Raw genomic sequence first — 22,106 nt, 5'->3', positions numbered from 1 at the left:
AAGGGCGTACCCAACTTTCTCCTTAACGGATATCCTATTAGAATCAGGTTTCATATAAATGGTAGGCTTTAATAGATGTTTAAATAAAACCATTGAGACCTTGGCACATTATTTATTTAGTATGTGTAACCCAATGAAATAATGGATTTAAAAAAGAGTTTAACGGTTATCTAAACTAGAATTATGAATAAAAATAGAATTGTAAATCCGTAACATTTATTAGTACAAATGTTGCACCTAAGGTAAAAAATACATTCAAGATTTAATATCTGTGGGCAGTACGCCAAATTCTGTCTTAAAACACCTACTAAAATAGGAAGGAGAAGAAAAACCAACTTTATAACAAACCTCGCCAATGTTCTCGGCACCATTTTCAATGAGGCTTTTTGCTTTTTCCATTCTTATCTTACGAATTAAATCATTAGGTGTTAAGCCACTCATTGCTTTAACCTTTCTGTAAAGTTGACTTCTGCTTAAACACATTTTATCGGCAAGTAATTCAACGTTTAAATCGGTGTTGTCTAAGTTTTTATTTACATAGGTTATCACCTTTTGCATAAAAGTTTTGTCTTGCTCCGTGGTATGCTCCAAAAGGTTCAATTGTTTTGGGTTACCTACATTTTTCTGGACAAAATCTTGCCTTCCAAAAATTAATTTTTCTATGTAAGATTTTAAAACCTTGGTATGGAATGGTTTGCATAAATAAACGTCAGCACCCAATTCTAGACCATTTATTTGGTCTTCTGGCATAGCTTTAGCGGTTAGCATTATTATGGGTATATGACTTGTTTTGGAATCTTTTTTAATTTTTTGGGAAAACTCAAAACCATCCATATGTGGCATTACCACATCGGTTACAATGATATCTGGATTAAAAAGTTCTACTATTTGTAAAGCTTCAAGACCGTTTTTAGCTTCTTTAACCTCATAATTGGGTTCAAATTCATCTTTTAGATAGGTTCTTAGTTCATAATTGTCTTCAATTAAAAGCACTTTGCTTCTTTGAGCAGTACCCAAAGACATTTCTTCTAAAAGCGATTTTAATGAGGCATCTGTAAAATTGACTGTGTCATTGTTGGTTTGGCTAACCTTAGGCGTTTCAATCTTATTTTCAATAGTGAGGTTGGTTAAGAGTGGTAAATATATACTGAACGTGGTTCCTTTGTCTATTGCGCTTTCCACCTCAATCTTTCCTTTATGCAGCGCTACAAAATTTTTGGTTAGCTCCAGTCCAATACCAGAACCAGAGGCTCCCAAATAAGATTCATTCTTGTGTTTACCTTGGTAAAACCTGTTGAAGATATTAGGTAAATCTTCAGTAGAGATACCACTGCCTGTATCTTTGATTTTTAAAACTACCGCATGCTGTGTGCTGTAGTCCATAAGTGGAAAGAATATTTTCTTATTAGACCTATTTGCGGTTATGGTAATAATTCCATTGGAAGGTGTGGCCTTAAATGCATTGGAAAGAAGGTTGAAAATAATTTTTTCTACCATTTTTTTATCTGCCGATAGGTAGGGTAGCTGTTCTTCTATGGAAACGAAATACTGAATATTACGTTGTTTGGCTTCGTTTTTAAAATGATCACAAATGTCTTTTAAAAGGTATTCAAAATCTAGAAGCTGCGGATTGAACTCAATTTTGTTCGATTCTAACTTTCTAAAATCCATAAGTTCATCTACTAATAATTTAAGTCTATCCGCATTTTTGGAAACGATGTTAAGTTTGGAAAATTCTTTTTTGGATAAAGCGTGTTTAGTTTCTTGCAATAAGTCTTGTAATGGATTAAGAATTAAAGTTAAAGGAGTTCTTAGTTCATGGGAAATATTGGTGAAAAACTGAATTTTTCTCTCGTTTAGTAGTTTCTCTTGTTCCCTGCTTGCAAGAAGGTTAAGGCGTAAACGCTTTTTCTCCAAAGATTTATTGTAGTAAATAACGATTGCAAGAATACCAGAAATAAAAAGTAGCGCATAAATAAACCATGCCAAAGGGCTGGCCCACCAAGGAGAAAGTACCTCTATTTGTAATTTTGTTGGTTTGGAACTCCACACTCCATCATTGTTGGCAGCTTTTACCATGAACGTGTAATTACCAGGAGATAAGTTAGTATAAGTAGCATTGGTAACACTACCTACATAGTTGTATTTGTCTTCCAAACCTTTTAGATAATATGCATAATTATTATTGGTAGGTCTAGTAAAATTTAATCCTACATAATCTAATGAGAATACATTTTGCTTATGATTTAGGGAAATGCTGCTAGTTTCTGAAATGACGCTGGTAAGCGGACCGTCTTTTGCTCCAATAATTGCAGATTGGTTATAAATCTTTAAATCTTTTAAGACCACATTTGGTTTACTGGGGTTGAGATTAATATGATTTGGATTAAAATAATTTACCCCCTCATGACTACCAAAATATAAACTACCATCTTGCCCTCTTATTACGGCATTGTAATTGAATTCATTAGAAAGTAAGCCATCATTTTTAGAGTAATTGGTAAAACTCTTTTTATCTCTTTGTAACTGGGCTAGACCATTTTCTCCACTAACCCAAATATTGCTTTCTTGGTCTTCTGTAATGGCTACAACTGCTTCACTTTTTAAACCATTTGGGGTATACCATCTTTCTATAATATTAGTTTTTTTATTTAAACTAAAAAGTCCGGAACCGTTGGTGCCAATCCAAAGGCTACCATCTTTACTTTGAAATAAAGCTTGTACAATTAACGAACGGGAATGCTTGGTTATTCTTTGCAATGCATCGTTATACGATTCTATTTTATCTCTAGATTTTTCTCGTATAACATACAATCCAGTATTTGTGGCAATCCAGAGGTCATTATCGCTATCCACTAACACTTTTCTAATATTCATTTCCTTGCCATTATCTCCCTTTTGGGAAAACTTCTCAAATTTTTGATTCTTGGAATCGAAAAAATGAAGACCATTGAAGAATGTTCCAATCCAGATTATGCCATTCTTATCTTCTGTAATAGAAGTTATGCTGTTAGAAGTGAGTCCATTTTTGGTATTTCCCTTGTGGAAATTTTTAAACTTTTTAGCTCCATTAGTAAGTAGGTATAGTCCAGAGCCCCATGTGCCCAGCCATATATTTTCTTTGCTGTCTACAAATACGGTTTGTGCATCTTGGGCACCTTCTAATCCATGAATTTGATAGCTGTTTTTTTGACTTAAATTTTGAAATCTTTTTTCTTTAAGATCATAAATATCCAAGCCGCCACCATCCATTGCGATAAGTAGTTTCTCTTTGTTCTTATACCATTGTAGGCCAGTAACAGAACCTGATTGTAAAGAGTTATTACTGTTGTTTATTGGATATAAATCATGGAATTTGTCATAATAAGTATCGTGTACAGCCAGTCCTTTATTATAAAAACCCAACCAAATCCTATTTTGTTTGTCAATTAAAATAGACCAAATTGAATTAGAGGGTATAAGACTTATTCCGTTTTTATTGGGTATGAGTTTTTTTATTAAATTCCCATTGTTATTTAGAACCAATAAACCATCATTCTCCGTTCCAAAAAGAATATCACCATTGGTATTTTCTTTAATAGACATTACCCTTTTGGTAGTGTGTTTAAATTGATTTACGACGTTCTGTTTTTCAGGGTTTAATTGTAATTTAAAAATACCTTCTGCATAACTACCAAGCCAAACATTACCTGCCTTATCTGTTAGAATAGATTCTAAAGCAATATCAAAATTTGTTATTCCAGTATTATAGTTTAATGGAGTTTTGACCAATTGCCGTTTGTCTTGTAAAAGTGAGTAAAGCCCTCTATTGGTAGCGAATAAGACTACAGAGTCTTTGGTTATGGTTTGATCATTTATAACCAAAGTACTTTCAATTTTAGGATTATCAAGGTTAATTTTTATGATATTTTCGGTTTTAGTATCCAAAAGATAAAGGCCATTGCCCGCAGAGCCAATAGCTAAAACACCAGGCTTTATTTCCTTAATAGTGTAAATATGAAAAGGCTCTATGTTATCATATTCCTTCTCGAGTGGAATGTGGCTAAAATTATCATACTTTTTATTGTATTTATTTAAACCAAAACGTGTACCAACCCATAAATTTTTATTGCTATCAATATATAGGGTATTAATTATAGAACTATTTAAAGTAGTACTATCATTGGGAATATGTTTGTAATTTTTAAATTCAAGCCCATCGTACCGGTAAAGGCCACTACCATGCGTAGAAAGCCAGACAAAGCCTTTGTCGTCTTGTTGCAATGCGCTAATGGCTGTCTGCGGAGCGTTATCGTCTATATTATTAAAGGTGTAATTAACCTTGCTTGCCTGAGCGTTTGTTAGAATACAAAAAAGAAAAAAGATAAAGGTTAGCTTTATAGCATTCCTTAATTTTATTTGGTGGTTTAGCACAACATTCATGATTACTTATTGAAGTTGCCGCATTAACTATATATTCTAAAACTACCTTAATTTACATTTCCATAAAAGATTCTCAGAATTTTAAATCTATACACGTATACCTATACATTTTGGTAATGACTTAGTCTGTTAAGAGTTTATCTTTTATTAGGTACAAGAGTTGTTTGTTTTAACACTCCTAATAATAAATTTTTTAGGAGCGCTTGTTTTTTGAAGTGCAAATAGCAGTTGTATTCTTTCAGTTAAATTTAGCGTTTCAGTTTTTGTTAGTTGTTATAAATTACGCTTCAAATTCAATACCCTTGTCACAATTAACATGTAACGCCATTACTTTTTACGAAAAATTATAGTTAATAGCATATAAGTTTTGTTGATGAACGGTTGATAAAACCAATGTAAGGTTTGCCTCAAAACTCCTACTTTTGTTACAACAACTAATCAGAGATAGATAAAGTTATGGCTGAAGCAATAGAAAGAATAAAGACGTTGATTATAGGCTCAGGTCCTGCTGGATATACCGCCGCAATTTATGCTGCAAGGGCAGATATGAAACCCGTGGTGTACACTGGTATGGAGCCTGGAGGGCAGTTAACCACTACAACCGAAGTAGACAATTTTCCAGGATATCCAGAAGGTATTGACGGGCCTACCATGATGATGCAATTGCAACAACAAGCAGAGCGGTTTGGTACAGAAGTACGTATTGGTATGGCTACGGCGGTTGAATTTAGTGATGAAAAAGGTGGAATACATAAGGTTACCATAGATAACGATAAACAAATAGAGGCAGAAACCGTGATTATAAGTACAGGTGCTTCTGCCAAATATCTAGGAATACCAAGTGAGCAAAAATTAAGAGGTGGTGGTGTTTCTGCTTGTGCCGTTTGTGATGGTTTTTTCTACAAGGGCCAAGAAGTGGCTATTGTAGGTGCAGGAGACACAGCAGCTGAAGAAGCAACCTATTTAGCCAATATTTGTAGTAAGGTTACTATGTTGGTACGTAAAGATTATATGCGTGCTTCAAAGGCCATGCAGCACCGTGTTAATAGTATGGATAATATTGTAGTAAAATACAATACTGAGGTAGACGAGGTTATTGGAGACCAAGTGGTAGAGGGGCTACGAATGGTCAATAACAAAACAGGAGAAAAAGAAACTATCTCTATTACCGGTTTGTTCATTGCAATTGGTCACAAACCAAATACAGATATATTCAAGGGGCAATTGACCATGGATGAAACGGGTTACATTGTTACCCAGCCAGGCTCTACTAGAACCAATAAACCTGGGGTTTTTGCAAGTGGAGATGCCCAAGATAAAATTTATAGACAGGCGGTAACTGCTGCAGGAACAGGATGTATGGCTGCTTTAGATGCAGAGCGTTATTTAGCTACTGTAGAAGCAGAAGAAACCGTAGCGGCGGAATAAACGCGGTAAAAAACGAAAAAAAAGCCATACAACAGTATGGCTTTTTTATTTTCTTGTAGTTGGTAGCTTAATCAATACGCGTATAATTTTCAGAAAAGGTGCGCAGGCCTTCTTCGTCTGTATTGATTTGACTATAGGTATTTTCCTTTAAATCCAATTCAAAAGTAAATACCCGCATGGTATCTAAGGCTTTCATCATTTCTGCATCTCCATATTCTATGGTCTCTACTAATTTGTTATCCGTTATTTTGTAAGTACCGTAACCAAAACGCCCGTTTGGCTCTTCTGGTACGTAACGGGTCCACATAATTCGTCCATTAAAGTACATTTTCACCTGTCTGTAACCTGCCGCTTTTTGCATGGTGTCAGAAATATTTGTGCCATCGTCATAGTTGTAAAAACTTTCCAGTTCCCAAGTACCTTCTATGGTATGCTCGTTGTTGGAACGGTCAGGGGTCTTAGTTGTTGCTGATACAAAAACCAGCAAAACGAGTAATGCAAGTAAATTTTTCATATCCCTGTAATTAAATTGTGAATAATTTAATTAAGTTAATTAAAATTTAGGAATATATCAATATATGCATGTTTTATTTGTTAAAATAAAAAAAAGCCTCCCACTAATACGGAAGACTTTTAACCAACTAAATTTAGGGGTTAGTTTCTGCGGACACTGCCAGAAACAGATTTGTTTTTTTGAACGGTAGGGTCACCGGAATAACTAATATCTGCACCACTACTAGCATCAGCGGTCAAAGATTCTGCTACGTTAACAGCAATGTCTGCACCACTACTTGCGTCTGCGGTACATTTTTTAGCAGACAATTCTCTTGCCTTTATATCTGCACCACTGCTAGCATTGGCAATTAATATATCTGTTTTTCCAGAAACGCGTATGTCTGCACCACTACTAGCGTCTGCGTCTATCTCTGTAGCATTGACTTCTACTTCTAAATCTGAACCGCTACTAGCGTCAAGTTCTAGTTTTTCAACATTTATTTCGTTTTCTACAATTAAATCTGCACCACTAGAGCTAGATAAATGGTCTATAACCGGTAGGCTTACAAATACTTTTTTTGTGGCCCTACCAATATTTTCTGCTGCATGTATTTTTAATTTACCACCTTCAATGTCCGTGGCAATTAAATCGATAATGTTTTCATCTGCTTCTACATTGATTGAGAATTCATCTGCTTGTTGTACAAAAACGTCTATACCCTCAGCGGCATATACAGCCGTAAACTCTTCTGTAATAGATCTAGATTCTTCTACAATTTGCCCATTCCCTTTTGTGCCCTCTCCAAAATTAATATCAAAGGCACAGGAACTAACAAATAACGCTAATAAGGCTGCTACTGCAATTTTTACTAAAGTTGTCATGATTGTTGTTTTTAATGATTGATTGAAATTGTTGATTTTTAATCGGCTATTGCAATTTAAGATACCCAATTGTTGTTTTTAAAGGCTCAATTGTTATTATCCTTAGCTTTAAGTTTAATACCGTTTTCATCTATTTTAAGAATTACGGATTCACCTTCGTCCTTAACATCGATATCAATACCGTTTTCCCCAATTTTCACATGCCCGTTTTCATCGCCAACATTGATATCTATACCAGACTCATCTATATTAAAACTACCGTTTACCTCTATTTTGGGGTCTTCTGGACAGTTTAGGCATTTTAAAAGACCCTCACTGTCCATGACCCACTGGTAATCAACAATTTTACTTCTATAAAAGTCTTTATCGTTTTTGGTGCTTCTACCAATATGGTTTTTGGTGTTGTTACTAAATTTAATAATGGTTCCTACGGGTACATATATGGTGTTCCTAACTTCTTGGCTACGTACTTTACTCTCTTTTTGAGTGGTTAAAAAATTGTCTAGGGTTAATACGCCATCTGCATAACTGTGGTTGTAATCAATCAACTCAGACCTATTTCGGGCTTCATCAAAAGAACTACCGTCTGCATCTTTTTTAATTTTAATTTGCAAAAGGGAGTCTGTTGCCTTCTTAATATCAAAATGTACCTCATCTGAATACAAAATAGGTTCTCCATCATCAGTATATACCATGCGTAGGTCATCTAAAGAAACACTGTTCTCAAAATCCAAATGGTCTGCGGTAGCCATGGTAATGGTAAGGGTATCAATAGAACTATTTAATACATACTCCTTGGTTTCTGTTGTGGTGCCAGTAAAAGCATGGGCGGCAGCTTGTCTAATAATTAAATAGGTAGAGACCGCAATGGCGCACAACCAAAGTCCAAAGAGTGTATACTTTGCAACACTACCAATAGATTTTAAGTTGTTTACTAAAATCTTTAAACCCAGATAGAGTAAAAAGAAAAATGGAATACCCACTACCAAGAAAACCAAGATAGATACTACCCAAGCTGGTGCCCCGGTGGTGTTGATGATATCATATAAATCTACACCCGGAAAATGGATAATGTCTATTATACCAACCGTGAACATGCCTATAAACAGGGCAATTAAAGTGGCACCGCCGGTGAGAATCATTAAAATACCAATGAACTTACCAACTATTTTAAAAAGGAATAGAAAAATATCACCAATGGTGTCAAAAATTGTCTTGGAGCCGCTTTTAACTTGATTGCCTACCTTTTGGTAATCTACGTTTTTTACTTTTTCTGCAACATCATCAAACCCCTCTTTAACTTTGCGTTCTATATTGCTGATGTTGATGGGCTCTCCCCGCATATCTAATTTTTGCGCGGTTGTGGCTGCTTCTGGTACCAAAATCCATAATAAAGCATAGATTAATATCCAAAAACCAGTGGTGAAAATGGTAAGGAATACAAAGATTAAACGTATCCAAAGGGCATCAAAACCTAGGTAATGCTCTAGCCCTGCGCATACACCCCCAATATATTTATGCTCAATATCCCGGTACAGTTTTTTAACTCTTTTAGTGGTGGTTTGGGTTTGGTTTTTTGGAGCATCTTCAAAAATATCCTCATCTACCATATAATCTTCTGGCTGCCCCATAACCGCGATTACCGCGTCTACCTCTTTTTGGGTAATAACTTGGCGATCATGTTCCATTTTTTCTGCGAACAACTCTGCAATGCGTGCTTCTATATCCGCAATAATTTCTTCACTACCGGTTGTGCCGCTAAAAGAACGCTTTATAGACTCTAAGTAGCGTCTTAATTTGCTATACGCTTCTTCGTCTATATGGAAGAAGGTATTGGCTAAATTTATGTTTACTGTCTTGTTCATTTTTGTTGATATCTTAATTGTTGTTGGTTACCAAGTTTACTGCATTTCTAAGTTCGTCCCAGGTACCGTTAAGCTCCTTTAGAAATAGCTGTCCGGTTTCTGTAAGCGCATAATATTTTCTGGGTGGCCCAGAGGTAGATTCTTCCCATCTGTAATTTAATAATCCGGCATTTTTAAGGCGGGTTAATAAGGGATATATGGTGCCTTCTACCACTAGCATTTTTGCATCTTTAAGAGCTCCTAATATTTCCGAAGCATATTTATCCTCATCTTTTAAAATAGAAAGGATACAATATTCCAGAACCCCCTTACGCATCTGTGCCTTAGTGTTTTCTATATTCATAACTGCATGGTTCTAATTTTGCCCGAACAAGGTTCGGTATTTGATTAACTGTTCGTTTTTTGTTTCCAGTACCCCTCCTTGATTAGGGGAGGGGCCGGAAACCGCTTTTTGATTGATTGATTTTTTGATTTTGATTGATGAATAAACTCTTTGTAATTACATGATTTTAATTTTGTGGTTTGTGGTCATAACTTAACTCGCGTCTCAATTTCCATTTCTTGTCCATTAAAAGCCAAATATGAGTAAACTTTGCAATATCGCCTCTTTGATAGGTATTGTCTTGGTCCAAATAGGTAAAGGTGTGTTCTCCGTGTTGTATGGCACCGTATAATTTACCGTCTTTGTATAATGGATATACTTTTAGGCTGTTTGGTACTAAATGCCTGTAACTATTTTGTGGTTTTGCAAAATCACGATTCGCACAGTTTTCTCGCATGGGCTTTAAAAACGCTTCCCTGTTTTCTGTAAGTCCACCTTTATCATGATAAAACTCAAAGTCTTTGGTAAACAAATCTTCCAATACAGCTACCTTACAAGTATTAAAAGCAGCATCAAACAACAAGCTATCTTTTTGGGCAAGTTGCGTAAATAGCGTATCTGTCTGGGCAATTTGAGACCAACCATTAGCGGAATAAACCAGTAAAACGAGTATTAATAAAGCCCTGTTCATTACTTAATGAATTTAATAGTAAACGGATACTGAAAATACTGTCCTTCATTAGTTCTAATAGTGGCCAATATGGTATAAATTATATTAACCAGGCTTAAGGCACCTTGTAAAAAACCGCCAATACCTAAAGGCCATGCTAAATGCCCAAATCTAAAATCGTCACTATCAAAATGCCAATTTATTCCACCAAAGTCTCGCCAACTCCAATACCCTGTATGGAATATATCTGAAAACGCGCCAAAAAAGAAAGGTATGGTCAATACCCCTAACAGAAAAGCATACAAGAACATACTAATTTGAAAATTGAGGGCCTGCTTGCCATTATAGTCTACAAACTTGTGGTCTTTCTTGTTGGCGGTCCAAAGCACTAATGGCAAAATAAAATTACCAAAGGGAATAAAGTACCTAGAAAAGGTACTGGCATGTATTATGGCCGATAAATTACGTTCGTGTTTGGTTAATGTGGTATCCATGATTGTTCGTTTTTTGATGATTGTAAACAGTTTTACCTATTAGCTTACCATGCAAATATATATCCTAAAAATAGTACTATGCAAAACAAAGTACTTAAATTTAAGATAAAATTAACAAATGTATTTTCTATAATTTTGGCTATTTTTAGCCAACTAATTCAATTAAAATGGGTGATAAAACCAGTAAATTCAATACGTTTACATTTTTTAAGTTGCCATCTGCTTGGTGGTGTGGAGTGCGTTTAAAATATATGGACGATAAGAAAGCCATAACTACCGTAACGCACAGATGGGTAAATCAAAACCCGTTTAAAAGTATGTTTTGGGCCGTACAAGGTATGGCGGCAGAGTTAAGTACCGGAGCAATGGTTATAGACCAAATTAGGCAAAGTGGAAAGCGTATTTCTATGCTGGTGCAAAACAACAACGCCAATTTCTCAAAGAAAGCAACAGGCAAAATTACCTTTACTTGTGAAGATGGTCATTTAATAGCAGAGGCTATAGAAAAAACAATAGCCACAGGTGAGGGTCAAAAATTTTGGATGAAATCTGTTGGGGTAAATCAAGATGGAATAGTAGTCAGTACGTTCAATTTTGAATGGACGGTTCGTTTAAAAAGTTAACTTTTTACAACCCAAATAAAAAATAGGCTAACCTACAACGGTTAGCCTATTTAGGTTGTATCAATAGTTTAGGTTGTTAATCTCCAGCGCTTAAAGAAAAGCTTCCGTCTCCATTAAAGTTAGTAGCCACAATAGTAACGGTCCAAATTCCAGGGGCGCCGTTTGCCGTAACCCCATCAATACTATCTGGCTCGGCCCCGCCAATAATTGTTCTGTCCAAAACAGTTAGGCCTTCCGCATCTTTTACTATTATTTGAAAAGAGCCATCAGTAGTTGCTGTAATGTCTGCGTTATAATCGGCAGTACTCAAATTATTATTCCAACTAAAAACACGTGTAGCAGTACCTCCGTTACCAATAAAACTTGCATCAATATCTCCATTAAAATCAGAACGGTCCCCTACGGTAAAATTTGCTTCACTAGTTGTAATTTGCTCACCATTTACGGTTAATCTAACAAAAGTATCTTCTTCATTTTCCTTGCTACAACTGCTCACTATGGATAAAGAAAAACATAGTATTAAAATATTGATTATGTTTTTGCCGCTAAAAAAATTTAAAAAGGTGTAAATCATGGAATGGGGTTTTTAATTCTTTATTACATGACAACTACAACGCTAAAAACCCTACTTTATGCTGCATTTTTTAGTTCTAATGTAACATTTGAATATAATTAACTACAGATATAATATAATCACTAAAATCATCAATCAATTTATGAATGCACACGAAATAGACTACAAGATTTACGGGGAAGAAATGCAATATGTAGAAATAGAACTAGACCCCCAAGAGGCTGTTGTGGCAGAGGCCGGCAGTTTTATGATGATGGATTCTGGGATAAAAATGGATACCATTTTTGGAGATGGTTCTAACCAAGAATCGGGCGTATTGGGTAAAATCTTTTCTGCAGGGAAGCGAATTTTAACGGGCGAAAGTCTATTTATGACGGCTTTTTTAAATGTAGAACATGGTAAAAAGCAAGTTAGTTTTGCTTCTCCGTATCCCGGTAAAATATTACCTATAGACTTATCAGAAAAAGGGGGCAAGTTCATTTGCCAAAAAGATGCCTTTTTATGTGCCGCCAAAGGGGTTACCGTAGGTATAGAATTCTCTAAACGCTTAGGCAGAGGTTTATTTGGTGGAGAAGGATTTATAATGCAAAAATTAGAAGGAGACGGTATGGCCTTTGTACACGCTGGTGGTACTATGGCTAAAAAGGAGCTGGCTACTGGTGAAGTATTAAAGGTAGATACGGGTTGTATTGTTGGTTTTTCGCAAACTGTAGATTACGATATTGAATTTGTAGGTGGTATTAAAAACACCGTTTTTGGTGGTGAAGGGTTGTTCTTTGCAACCTTACGTGGGCCCGGTACGGTATATATACAGTCTTTACCTTTTAGTAGATTGGCAGGTAGGGTTTGGGCAGCCGCTCCTAAAGCTGGGGGTAAATCTAAAGGCGAAGGTAGTATATTGGGTGGTCTTGGCGATTTGTTAGATGGCGATAACGGGTTTTAGTACCTTTGATTCATGGATTTCAATCAGCTTTTCAACTTTTTAGAAGAATTACAACAAAATAATAATAAGGAGTGGATGGATGCCAATCGTAAATGGTATCAATCCCTACGTTCTGATTTTATTGCTTGGTTAGATGAATTAAATCAAAACCTAGCTCAGCTAGACGATGATTATTATGATACGCCAGGAAAAAGAGGTATAAATCGGATTAACAACAACCTCATGTTTCATCCTACTAAACCTATTTATAAAGACCATTTTGGCGCAGGATTGGACAAAGCTCCAGAGTCTGCCGATTTTTATATAGAAGTAGGGTTAAAGAATTGTATGCTGGCAGGTGGCTTTTGGCGACCGGCACCAAAAATTTTGAAAAGTATTAGGGATGGGATAGATTACGATGGTGAAGTGTTGCAAGAAATTATTAGTAAACCTTCTTTTAAACAAACATTTGGCAATTTATACGTAGATGAGAAACTTAAAAAAGCCCCTAAGGGCTATACTATTGAGCATCCGCATATAGATTTACTACAGCATAAAACGTTTGCAGTGGTACATCCAATTTCCAGGGAACTTGTGGTTTCCAAAGCTTTTAAAGCACATTGTATTGCGGTTTATAAAGAGATGTTACCGTTTAGAAGATATTTAAATAGAGCTGCTTCTTTATAGTTGTAAGATGAAATACGGTAAAGTTAAGAACATAAAAACAGAGCTGCTATCAGACAATTGGTATACTTTAAATAAAGTAACTTTTGATTATCAAAGAGAAGATGGTAGTTGGGAAGAACAATCTAGAGAATGTTATGATAGGGGTAACGGAGCTGCTATTTTACTATACAATTTAGACAAAAAGACGGTTATCTTAACCAGACAATTTAGAATGCCCACCTATGTAAATGGTAATGAAGATGGTTTTATGGTAGAGGTTTGCGCAGGTATATTAGAAAAGGGCAATGCAGAAGAGACCATTAAAATGGAGGTAGAAGAGGAAACAGGTTATCAAATTGATAATGTGGTTAAGGTGTTTGAGTCATATATGTCTCCTGGTTCGGTTACTGAAATATTGCATTTTTTTATAGGGGAATACCAACCCAATATGAAGATAGGTACTGGAGGAGGCGCGGAAGACGAAACAGAGAATATAGAAGTTATAGAGCTTACTTTTAGAGAAGCCTTGGATTGGATGGCCACGGGCAAAATCAAAGATGGTAAAACTATTATGCTGCTACAATGGGCACAAATAAATAATCTTTTAAATCAAAAAATATGATTGTAACAACAACCAATACATTGGAAGGCCACAACGTAATAGAATATTTAGGAATAGTTACCGGAGAAACCATAATTGGGGCTAACATTATAAAGGATGTATTTGCAAGTATTAGAGATGTAGTTGGTGGGCGCTCTGGTTCATACGAGAGAGTGTTACGAGAGGCTAGGGAAAGTGCATTAAATGAAATGAAACATCATGCCCAGCAAAATGGAGCAACCGCGGTTATTGGAGTTGATTTAGACTATGAGACCCTAGGTTCTAATGGAGGTATGATTATGGTTACCGCTTCGGGAACAGCAGTAAAAACTATGTCTGTTTAATTGTTAAGGTGTAGAGCCAGTAGGGTATTATACATGGCTAATTTTATGCGGGCATTGGGCTGCATAAAGTGATTGTTCATATAACTGAACAGCAATACTTTACCTTTTTTTGTCTTTATATAACCACAAAGATTATAAGTGTTGCCCATAGAACCGGTTTTGGCATAAATAAAGGTATTCTTATCCATAAACGCTGGCTGTATATCAGAAACCTTCCATGGGGGTAAAAGCTGAAACAATTTACTTTCACCTAGGTCCTTATAAAGTTTATCCAATACGGTGACCATACTTTCCGGTGTAAATAAATTATACCTAGACAATCCAGATCCATCTACCCATCTTGGGGGCTGTTTTAACTGATTCAATTTATAGTCTAAAACATGTTTTTTTATTCGGTTAAAGTCTAGAGTGTCAGAAAGGGTAGCGGCACTCATTAACATAAGTTGTTCCGCCAACAGATTATCACTTTTTTCTAACATATATTTTAAAACGGAATCTCTGGGTATTCCATTTAGGGTTTTAAAGTGGCTTGTCTTAGACGGATAATTACCAAGCGTAATTTTTTTGGTGGGAAAAATGTCTTTTAGTAATCTCAAGTTTAAGGAGTCACTGGTTTTAAACGGAATATGTAGGGTGTCTATTTGTGTGCTATCTACATAAAATATATTGGAATCTTTATTTCTTTTAAATCCTTGGTTTATAGGCTTTTTAATACTTTTTTTAAATAGCTTAGGGGTTATTAGCAGCTGTTCATCATTGTTATAATAGTTTAGGGTATTACCGTATAAGGCAAAATCATTTCGCTCTGCAGAAAAAGCATAGGAGTAGTCTTCCCATGCCCAACCAGGTCCAAATGGTTCAATATTTTTTGGAGTTTTCAATAGTTTAATGGTTTCAAAATCTTCCAAAAACTCCAAGACAATACTATCTTTAAAATTGGGGTGTAGCGTGGTGGCATATCCGGTAGGTAAAACGGAAATGGTATCTTTTACAATACTATATTTTAGTGCTGGTAAATAATCATCTAGGTATTCTAAACTAGTATACAGGGTAAATAGTTTTACCGTGCTTGCAGGTATAAAATATTTATGAGCGTTGTAATCGATTATGGTATCTTTTGTGTGATAATCTACCACAAGTAATCCGTTGAAGTTAGATTTATTGGTAGTAGCGTTCAAGCTGGTAATAAATTGCTTTTCTTGGCGATTATACCTGTAAGTTGTACAACCAACAAATAAACTATTTAGAATAATTAAAAGAAAAATATTCATCTTAAACACTTCATTATCAATGTTTAAAATTGAACGTTTTACTCCCTTTAACAACATAATAGTTATATTTTAACTTTATTAAAAATCCAAGTTATAGTATTTATTTGTAAATTAGAGACAACCATATTAACCTAAATATTGTAGAAATATGCCAAGAGCAATGTTAGACTACACCAAAACAATCTTGCAAAAGGTTAGTTTTGATGCAAAGCTTTTTGCTAGGGAGTTAGAAAAGGCAGCCAAGCGATTGCTGCCAAACGAACTCGAAGAGTTAAAAATTTGGTTGCATAAATATATTTATGATAAACCTGAATTACAGCAAAGTTTAATTTTATTAAAAGTATAAGTAAAAGCCACCTATGGGTGGCTTTTTTTATAGACTTGGTTAAACTTTTCAGTAGGTGGTTGCTTATTTTTTTATTTAAGATAATTCTTCCAAAAATTATGTTAAATTGCGCGTATACTTTTTAATAGCAGGTATTTAGGTGTCTAAAAAGAATAAGTTGTAAAATTACATGCAAATATGGGTATGGTAAAAGATGCTAAAAATAGTGCCGCCATGGTTACGGAAAAAATGGATAATAGGTTATTGCTTAAGCTTGTGGATGCATCTCCTATAGCTATGGCACTACTTACCAATAAGGGACAAGTTATTTATGGCAACCCTAAATTTGAACAATACTTAGGTTATCCCATTTCACAACAAGACTTACCTCTTTTTAAAGATTTATTATACCATGGCCCAAAGGAAACCCACAATAGTCTTGGAATTTCTTGGGAACCAAACGTATTCCAAGAAATTGCTTTAAAATCTGCCGATAACCAATTGGTGATGGCCAATTTATCAATAGAATCTGTTGATCATCATTATTATTTGCTAACAATTAAAGAAGCTAGAGTTGATCAAGGTAATAATCGGTCTAATCTAAAAGAATATATTTCTTGGTATAAGCCGTTATATGAAGATGCTAATGTAGGATTGGTTATAGCAGATAAAAAGGGAGACATCTTATTGGCAAATAAATGGGTAGCTAAAAAACTGGGCTATACAACCTTAGAAATGGAGCGGTTAAACATTGGTAAAATGACCCATCCTGAAGAATTAAAGATTGCAAGGCCCCTGTTTTATCAGGTTATTGATGGTAATAGGGATTACTACCGTTTCTCTCAGCGAATACAGCATAAGAACGGAGATTATTTATGGCATAAAATAAAGGTTACTACCACTAAAGATTATAAAGGTAACGTAGATAAGGTAGTGGCAATTATTACGGAAACGCAATTAAATTTAGATGCCAAAGAAGATATTCTAGCTCAGCGCAATTTTCTTCAATTGATTATTGATCATATGCCCAACCAAGTATTTTGGAAAGACAGGGATTGCGTTTACATGGGGTGTAACAAAGAATTTGCTAAAATAATTGGGATAGAATCTCCAGAGCAAATTGTAGGTAGAACAGATTTTGATTTTAACCGGGACTCCAAACATGCGGAGAGTTATCAGTATTGGGATAAAAAGGTTATGGCTTCTAGAAAACCGGTTCTTAATCTGGAAGAAAAATTTCATAAAGCCAATGGAGAAGAGGGATGGGTACTTACTAGTAAGATTCCTATTCTAGATGATAATATGGTAACCGGTATTGTGGGCATTTGCGTGGACATAACGGAACAAAAAAACAACAATAAGGAAATTCAAGAGCAAAAGGACTTCTTACGCCTATTAATTGATCATTTACCAAACGATGTTTTTTGGAAAGATACCAATGGTGTTTTTCAAGGTTGTAATAAAAGTTTTGCCAACGCTTTTGGTTTAAAAGATACCCAAGAAGTTATTGGTAAAACAGATGATGATCTTGCCTCTTCAAAAGAAGCAAGGGAACTTTTTGGCACATTGGACAAACAAGTTATAGCATCTGGCGAGCCGGTTTTCAATAAAGAATTGTCATTATTAAACAATAATAACGAACCAATTTGGGGCTTAAATAGTAAAATACCTTACAAACAAGATGGTAAAGTAAAGGGTATTATTGGGTTTTGTGTAGATGTAACCGATCAGAAACGAATTAACCAGCAATTAGAGGAACAAAAGAACTTTTTGCAATTACTTATAGATAACTTACCTAGTTTGGTAATTTGGAAAGGTATAGATGGTACTTTTAAAGGTTGCAACAAGGCTTTTGCACAGTATTTAGGATTACCAGACTCTAATAGCATTAATGGATTAACCGCTGATGATTTAGGGTTACCAATAGAACTAATGGAAAACTTTGAAAAGTTAGACCAGAAAGTTTTAAAATCTGGAGAGCCCTTAATGAATTATGAGTACAAATATATCAATCCTAAAAATGAAGAAAAATGGGGGCTTTTCCATAAAGTGCCTATTTACTTAAATGGAAAAGTAGATGGGGTTATTAGCTTAATTAGTGATATTACCGAACTAAAAACGGTTAGTAACGATTTAAAAAAACAAAACAGTGCTTTCTTACGACTTAATAGCCGGTTAATCAATGCCAATAGAGAGTTAAAAGAAGCAAAAAACAGAGCGGAAAAAGCCAATCAATTAAAAACGGAATTCTTGAATAACATGTCACATGAAATCCGTACCCCAATGAATGGAATTATTGGTTTTACACAATTATTGGAAGACGAACTTATTTCGGACAACAGTAAAATGTATATGTCTATTATCAAAAATAGTAGTGAACAATTATTAAGGGTTATCAATGATATTCTAGAGATTTCTGTATTAGAAACAAATCAGGTAAAATTATTAGAAAAAGAGTTGAACCTTAATGCCTTTATGGTAGAAACATTTTCAATATTTAGTTTAAAAGCTAAAAAACAAAATATTGACTTACTGCTAGAGACGCCTTTACAGGACAAGGAAAGTAATTTCACAGTTGATGTGTCTAAATTGAGAAAAATAGTAGAAAATTTACTAGAAAACGCAATAAAATTCACGGCAACGGGTTATGTACGTTTTGGTTATTATATTAAGGAGAAAATTCTTCACATATTTGTAGAAGATTCTGGCATTGGTATTTCAAAGGATAGAAAAGAAAAGATTTTTCAACGTTTTTCCCAAGCTGATGACTCCATAGCCAAGATTTATGGAGGTTTAGGATTGGGGCTAGCAATTGCTTCTGAAAACGCCAAATTACTTAGCGGCCAATTAAATTTAGAATCAGAAGAAGGAGAGGGAGCAGTATTTACGCTCACTATACCTATTAAAAAAGGTGAATTTATTATGACGGACGTACAATCTGGGGAAATACATAAAGAAAACTTGCCAACATACAAAGTGCTGGTCGCCGAAGATGAACAAGTAAATTTTTATATTTTAAATACCTTTTTACAACGTATACCTGAGGCTAACTTTAATGTTTTACGGGCTACAAATGGGGAAGAGGCAGTTAATTTGTTTGATGGTCATCCAGATTTGGACTTTATTTTGATGGATATAAAAATGCCTATTATGGATGGTCTAGAAGCAATAGAGGCAATCCGTGCCAAAGGCGCTAAACTGCCAATAATAGTGCAATCCGCATTTGCAACAGAAGCAGACCGGGAAGCGGCAGAACAGGCTGGTTCTAACGGGTTTTTAACCAAACCTCTAGAAAGAGCGCTACTCTGGAGTACAATAAAGTCTTTATTGCCTAAACAAGATTAAATTATTCTTTTTTAGTTACTGGGCTTATAATTTGTACATCTTGAAAAGCAATAGCACCTCTAACAATTCCAGAAATAGTATCTTTTAAAGCCTCGGTAATCTGTATTTTTAACTCGCTTTTATGGTAGATTAAACTTATTTCACGAGCTGGAGAAGGACTTTCAAAATGTCTTAGATTTTGTTTTTTAAGACCATCTAGCTCTAATGTGTTTAGATAAGGCAACAAGGTCATCCCCATACCTTCGTTAGATAGGTTTATAAGAGTTTCAAAACTTCCACTTTCTATTTGAAAGTGCTCCGTTACTTTGTTTTTTGGCGATTTACATAAATTAATTACTCCGTCTCTAAAGCAATGACCATCTTGTAATAACAACACATCTGCAATATCTAAATCTGCTGTTGTTATTTCTTTCTTTTTGTTTAACCTATGATTGGGAGGTATGTAACCTACAAATGGTTCGTAGTACAACGGTCTTTCCTTAATAGTGTTTACTTCTAACGGGGTAGCGGCTATGGCGGCATCTAAATGCCCGTCCTGTAAATTGGCGATTAGCGTATCTGTAGCCTGTTCTTTTATGATTAGGTTTACTTTTGGGTATTTCTTAATAAATGTAGACAAAAACATTGGTAGTAATGTAGGCATTACGGTGGGTATAATTCCTAATGTAAAGTCACCACCAATAAACCCTTTGTCTTGGTCTACTATATCTTTAATACGCCCTGCTTCCGCAACAATATTTTTGGCCTGGTCTACTATTTTTTTACCAACCTCGGTCAGGGCAATTGGCTTTTTACTACGGTCAAAAATCAATATATCTAACTCATCTTCTAGCTTTTGCACTTGCATGCTTAAAGTTGGCTGGGTAACAAAACTCTTTTCTGCCGCCAAAGTAAAATTACGGTGCTCTGCCACCGCTAAAACATATTGTAATTGCGTAATCGTCATCCTAATAAATTAATGCGATAAAGATATAAATTACATTGATGAAAACTATACAAAACCACGCTGGTTATTAGGTAATTTTATACTATCAATAAATAAAACAAATACCATGAAATTGAATAAGATAGGATTAGACCAAGATAAATCTGTAGCACTTAGCAAAGACCTGAACACCTTGCTCGCTAATTTTCAACAATACTATTTAAACCTAAGAGGGGTACACTGGAATATAAAGGGAAAACGCTTTTTTGATTTGCATGAAAAGTTTGAAGAATTGTATGTGGACGCCAATTTAAAAGTTGATGAGATAGCCGAACGTATTTTAACATTGGGGGGTACACCTTTGCATACGTTTGAAGATTATACCAATGCAGCAAAAGTGCCGGTGGGTAAAAACATAACCAAGGATGTAGAAGCTGTACAATTAATAGTGGACTCCTTAAGCGAATTGTTAACTATTGAAAGAGAGATTTTAGATGCTTCTGACGATGCCAATGATGAGGGTACCAACGCAATGATGAGTGATTTGATTACCGAGCAGGAAAAAACCGTATGGATGTTTACCGCCTGGTTGTCAGAATAGTGCCGTATCGTTTTAGAAAAGAAAAGTCCCGCTCTCTAGCGGGACTTTTTTAGTTTAAAACCTAATGTTATGGCTTACGTCCTTTTGGGCAACGGTGAAGGCTGTTGCCTCAAAAGTAGGTGGGCCATAGAGGGTCATTTCACCAGTAGTACCATAACTTTCTTTAGGCATGCCATTGGCTTCAAAATCCATTTGATTATTACCATTAGCGTCATGCAATACTAGAATGGAATAGGAGCCTGGGGCTACGTTTTCAAAAGTTAAGGTTACAGCGCCCTTTTTTGCTGCTGTAGAAGCCGTTTTTATTCCTTGCGCTTTCATAAAGGTCTCTGCTGTATGTAAGCCGGCCAAAAGGGTTCCTTCATTATTTAGCACATTTTCAATGGTAACACTTACGGTAACACCATCGGTTTGCGCTTGGCTAAAGGTTAACGTACATACAATTGCGAATAGGGATAACAAGGTTTTCATATTTTTTGTTTTAGTAGTTAATGAACAGGGTAAAACTCATTAAATTCCACTCACTGTTCAATTGTGAGTTACCCAATTGTAGATTTTGCTTACCCAACTGAGCTATAACATTCTAAAACCTAAATTCCATTTGAATATCGGCACGTTCATACGGAGATGGTGGTCCCTCTATTTCTACAAAACCGAGCTTCTCATATAATTTAATGGCTGGTACAAGTACACGGTTACTTTCTATAAAAATGTTTTTTGCACCTAAACTTTTGGCTTTAGCTATAATGTGTTGCCCTAATAAATACCCTACTCGTTTGCCTTGGGCTTTTGGAGTAACCCCCATCTTGGCCAATTCGTAATCAAAACGGTTGCCATCCATTTTAATCAAGGCACAAACTCCTACCACTTCTTTGTCCAATAAGGCAACAGCAATATAACCGCCTTGGTCTATTATATTTTCTTGTGGATAGTCCAACGCTTTAAAATCTGATGGCTCCATTTTAAAATACTGTTCTATCCATTGCTGATTAATCGCCTTAAAAGCGGCGGCATACGCAGAGGTAAACGGGACTATTTTAAAGCTGTCATTCATCATCTATTTAATTTTTCGTATCCAATAAATAAATTGCCCAAGGCCACTTAAAAATAGAAAGCTTAAAAATTTTATTAATTTTTTCTGTTCTTTATTTTTAAATATAAGTTTGGTATAGAAAATTATGCTCCAAGCATTTATAAATAAAAGATGTATTATTAATAGATAAGTATACTTGCTTCCTATAAAACTAATGGATTCAGTTTTTTTAATCAAAAATATAGCAACTAGAGGAGACAGTGTTTTAATCCAGAAGTAAGTATTAATAACTAAAGGA

The 22,106-nt window shown here is 35.2% G+C and carries 21 protein-coding genes; 9 read left to right on the top strand and 12 right to left on the bottom strand.

All coding sequences use genetic code 11. The features are described 5' to 3' along the window. Nucleotides 1-255: 255 nt before the first annotated feature. Complete coding sequence (locus tag BUL40_RS06935; protein WP_080318621.1) at nt 256-4,422, bottom strand: hybrid sensor histidine kinase/response regulator transcription factor; 4,167 nt, start codon at nt 4,420-4,422, stop codon at nt 256-258. 456 nt (nt 4,423-4,878) lie between these two features. On the opposite strand from BUL40_RS06935, the gene trxB reads away from it, so the two are divergent. Next, nucleotides 4,879-5,850, top strand: a complete 972-nt coding sequence (gene trxB, locus BUL40_RS06930; RefSeq protein ID WP_010519801.1) for a thioredoxin-disulfide reductase — start codon at nt 4,879-4,881, stop codon at nt 5,848-5,850. Between the two features lie 67 nt (nt 5,851-5,917). On the opposite strand, the gene BUL40_RS06925 is transcribed toward trxB, so the two are convergent. From BUL40_RS06925 to BUL40_RS06900, 6 genes are all read right to left on the bottom strand, one after another. Further along, entirely contained in the window at nt 5,918-6,364 is a 447-nt protein-coding gene (locus BUL40_RS06925; RefSeq protein ID WP_010519800.1) for a hypothetical protein, read from the bottom strand. Nucleotides 6,365-6,504: 140 nt separating this feature from the next. Continuing rightward, entirely contained in the window at nt 6,505-7,227 is a 723-nt protein-coding gene (locus BUL40_RS06920) for a head GIN domain-containing protein (RefSeq protein ID WP_080318620.1), read from the bottom strand. An 86-nt stretch (nt 7,228-7,313) separates the two neighbouring features. Beyond that, nucleotides 7,314-9,092 (bottom strand): PspC domain-containing protein, encoded by a 1,779-nt coding sequence (locus BUL40_RS06915; protein WP_010519798.1) that lies wholly within the window; start codon nt 9,090-9,092, stop codon nt 7,314-7,316. A gap of 13 nt (nt 9,093-9,105) precedes the next feature. After that, nucleotides 9,106-9,435: a PadR family transcriptional regulator gene (locus BUL40_RS06910; protein ID WP_010519797.1), complete on the bottom strand. Its 330-nt coding sequence runs from the start codon at nt 9,433-9,435 to the stop codon at nt 9,106-9,108. A 166-nt stretch (nt 9,436-9,601) separates the two neighbouring features. Beyond that, entirely contained in the window at nt 9,602-10,105 is a 504-nt protein-coding gene (locus BUL40_RS06905) for a nuclear transport factor 2 family protein (RefSeq protein ID WP_080318619.1), read from the bottom strand. After that, nucleotides 10,105-10,578 (bottom strand): DUF4870 domain-containing protein, encoded by a 474-nt coding sequence (locus BUL40_RS06900; RefSeq protein WP_010519795.1) that lies wholly within the window; start codon nt 10,576-10,578, stop codon nt 10,105-10,107. The genes BUL40_RS06905 and BUL40_RS06900 overlap by 1 nt, the downstream gene beginning before the upstream one ends. Nucleotides 10,579-10,745: 167 nt before the next feature. On the opposite strand from BUL40_RS06900, the gene BUL40_RS06895 reads away from it, so the two are divergent. Further along, nucleotides 10,746-11,201 carry a DUF4442 domain-containing protein gene (locus BUL40_RS06895; RefSeq protein ID WP_010519794.1) on the top strand — a complete coding sequence of 152 codons (456 nt, stop codon included), beginning with the start codon at nt 10,746-10,748 and terminating at the stop codon, nt 11,199-11,201. A 76-nt stretch (nt 11,202-11,277) separates the two neighbouring features. On the opposite strand, the gene BUL40_RS06890 is transcribed toward BUL40_RS06895, so the two are convergent. Beyond that, nucleotides 11,278-11,775, bottom strand: coding sequence for a hypothetical protein (locus tag BUL40_RS06890; protein WP_080318618.1), 498 nt, complete (start codon nt 11,773-11,775; stop codon nt 11,278-11,280). Nucleotides 11,776-11,917: 142 nt separating this feature from the next. On the opposite strand from BUL40_RS06890, the gene BUL40_RS06885 reads away from it, so the two are divergent. From BUL40_RS06885 to BUL40_RS06870, 4 genes are read left to right on the top strand one after another with little or no spacing between them, the layout of a single operon-like run. After that, nucleotides 11,918-12,718, top strand: coding sequence for a TIGR00266 family protein (locus tag BUL40_RS06885; protein ID WP_080318617.1), 801 nt, complete (start codon nt 11,918-11,920; stop codon nt 12,716-12,718). A gap of 12 nt (nt 12,719-12,730) precedes the next feature. Beyond that, the gene (locus BUL40_RS06880; RefSeq protein ID WP_080318616.1) at nt 12,731-13,384 is read left to right on the top strand and encodes a DUF2461 domain-containing protein; all 654 of its coding nucleotides are present in this window, start codon (nt 12,731-12,733) and stop codon (nt 13,382-13,384) included. Nucleotides 13,385-13,391: 7 nt separating this feature from the next. Next, nucleotides 13,392-13,985 carry an NUDIX domain-containing protein gene (locus BUL40_RS06875; RefSeq protein ID WP_080318615.1) on the top strand — a complete coding sequence of 198 codons (594 nt, stop codon included), beginning with the start codon at nt 13,392-13,394 and terminating at the stop codon, nt 13,983-13,985. Then, nucleotides 13,982-14,308 carry a heavy metal-binding domain-containing protein gene (locus BUL40_RS06870; RefSeq protein WP_080318614.1) on the top strand — a complete coding sequence of 109 codons (327 nt, stop codon included), beginning with the start codon at nt 13,982-13,984 and terminating at the stop codon, nt 14,306-14,308. Before BUL40_RS06875 ends, BUL40_RS06870 begins: the two co-directional genes overlap by 4 nt. On the opposite strand, the gene BUL40_RS06865 is transcribed toward BUL40_RS06870, so the two are convergent. Beyond that, nucleotides 14,305-15,636: a D-alanyl-D-alanine carboxypeptidase gene (locus BUL40_RS06865; RefSeq protein ID WP_080318613.1), complete on the bottom strand. Its 1,332-nt coding sequence runs from the start codon at nt 15,634-15,636 to the stop codon at nt 14,305-14,307. The two genes, BUL40_RS06870 and BUL40_RS06865, sit on opposite strands and share 4 nt — an antisense overlap. Before the next feature lie 91 nt (nt 15,637-15,727). On the opposite strand from BUL40_RS06865, the gene BUL40_RS06860 reads away from it, so the two are divergent. After that, on the top strand, nt 15,728-15,925 hold the full coding sequence (locus BUL40_RS06860; RefSeq protein ID WP_010519031.1) for a hypothetical protein: 198 nt from the start codon (nt 15,728-15,730) through the stop codon (nt 15,923-15,925). A 177-nt stretch (nt 15,926-16,102) separates the two neighbouring features. Then, a complete protein-coding gene (locus tag BUL40_RS06855; RefSeq protein WP_080318612.1) occupies nt 16,103-19,249 on the top strand; it encodes a PAS domain-containing sensor histidine kinase in 3,147 nt (1,048 codons plus the stop codon). Nucleotide 19,250: 1 nt separating this feature from the next. On the opposite strand, the gene BUL40_RS06850 is transcribed toward BUL40_RS06855, so the two are convergent. Then, nucleotides 19,251-20,195 (bottom strand): LysR substrate-binding domain-containing protein, encoded by a 945-nt coding sequence (locus BUL40_RS06850; protein WP_080318611.1) that lies wholly within the window; start codon nt 20,193-20,195, stop codon nt 19,251-19,253. Nucleotides 20,196-20,301: 106 nt separating this feature from the next. Between BUL40_RS06850 and BUL40_RS06845 the strand changes: the two genes are divergently transcribed. Beyond that, the gene (locus BUL40_RS06845) at nt 20,302-20,775 is read left to right on the top strand and encodes a Dps family protein (protein WP_080318610.1); all 474 of its coding nucleotides are present in this window, start codon (nt 20,302-20,304) and stop codon (nt 20,773-20,775) included. A gap of 54 nt (nt 20,776-20,829) precedes the next feature. On the opposite strand, the gene BUL40_RS06840 is transcribed toward BUL40_RS06845, so the two are convergent. Both BUL40_RS06840 and BUL40_RS06835 read right to left on the bottom strand, forming a co-directional pair. Then, complete coding sequence (locus BUL40_RS06840) at nt 20,830-21,246, bottom strand: DUF2141 domain-containing protein (RefSeq protein ID WP_080318609.1); 417 nt, start codon at nt 21,244-21,246, stop codon at nt 20,830-20,832. Nucleotides 21,247-21,358: 112 nt separating this feature from the next. Continuing rightward, nucleotides 21,359-21,832 carry a GNAT family N-acetyltransferase gene (locus tag BUL40_RS06835; protein WP_244901836.1) on the bottom strand — a complete coding sequence of 158 codons (474 nt, stop codon included), beginning with the start codon at nt 21,830-21,832 and terminating at the stop codon, nt 21,359-21,361. Nucleotides 21,833-22,106 lie beyond the last annotated feature (274 nt).

It is taken from the genome of Croceivirga radicis (genome assembly GCF_002072105.2).
Classification (GTDB): Bacteria; Bacteroidota; Bacteroidia; order Flavobacteriales; family Flavobacteriaceae; genus Croceivirga; species Croceivirga radicis.
The sequence above is the reverse complement of the archived record's forward strand: the minus strand, read 5'-3'. Positions and strand labels throughout refer to the sequence as shown.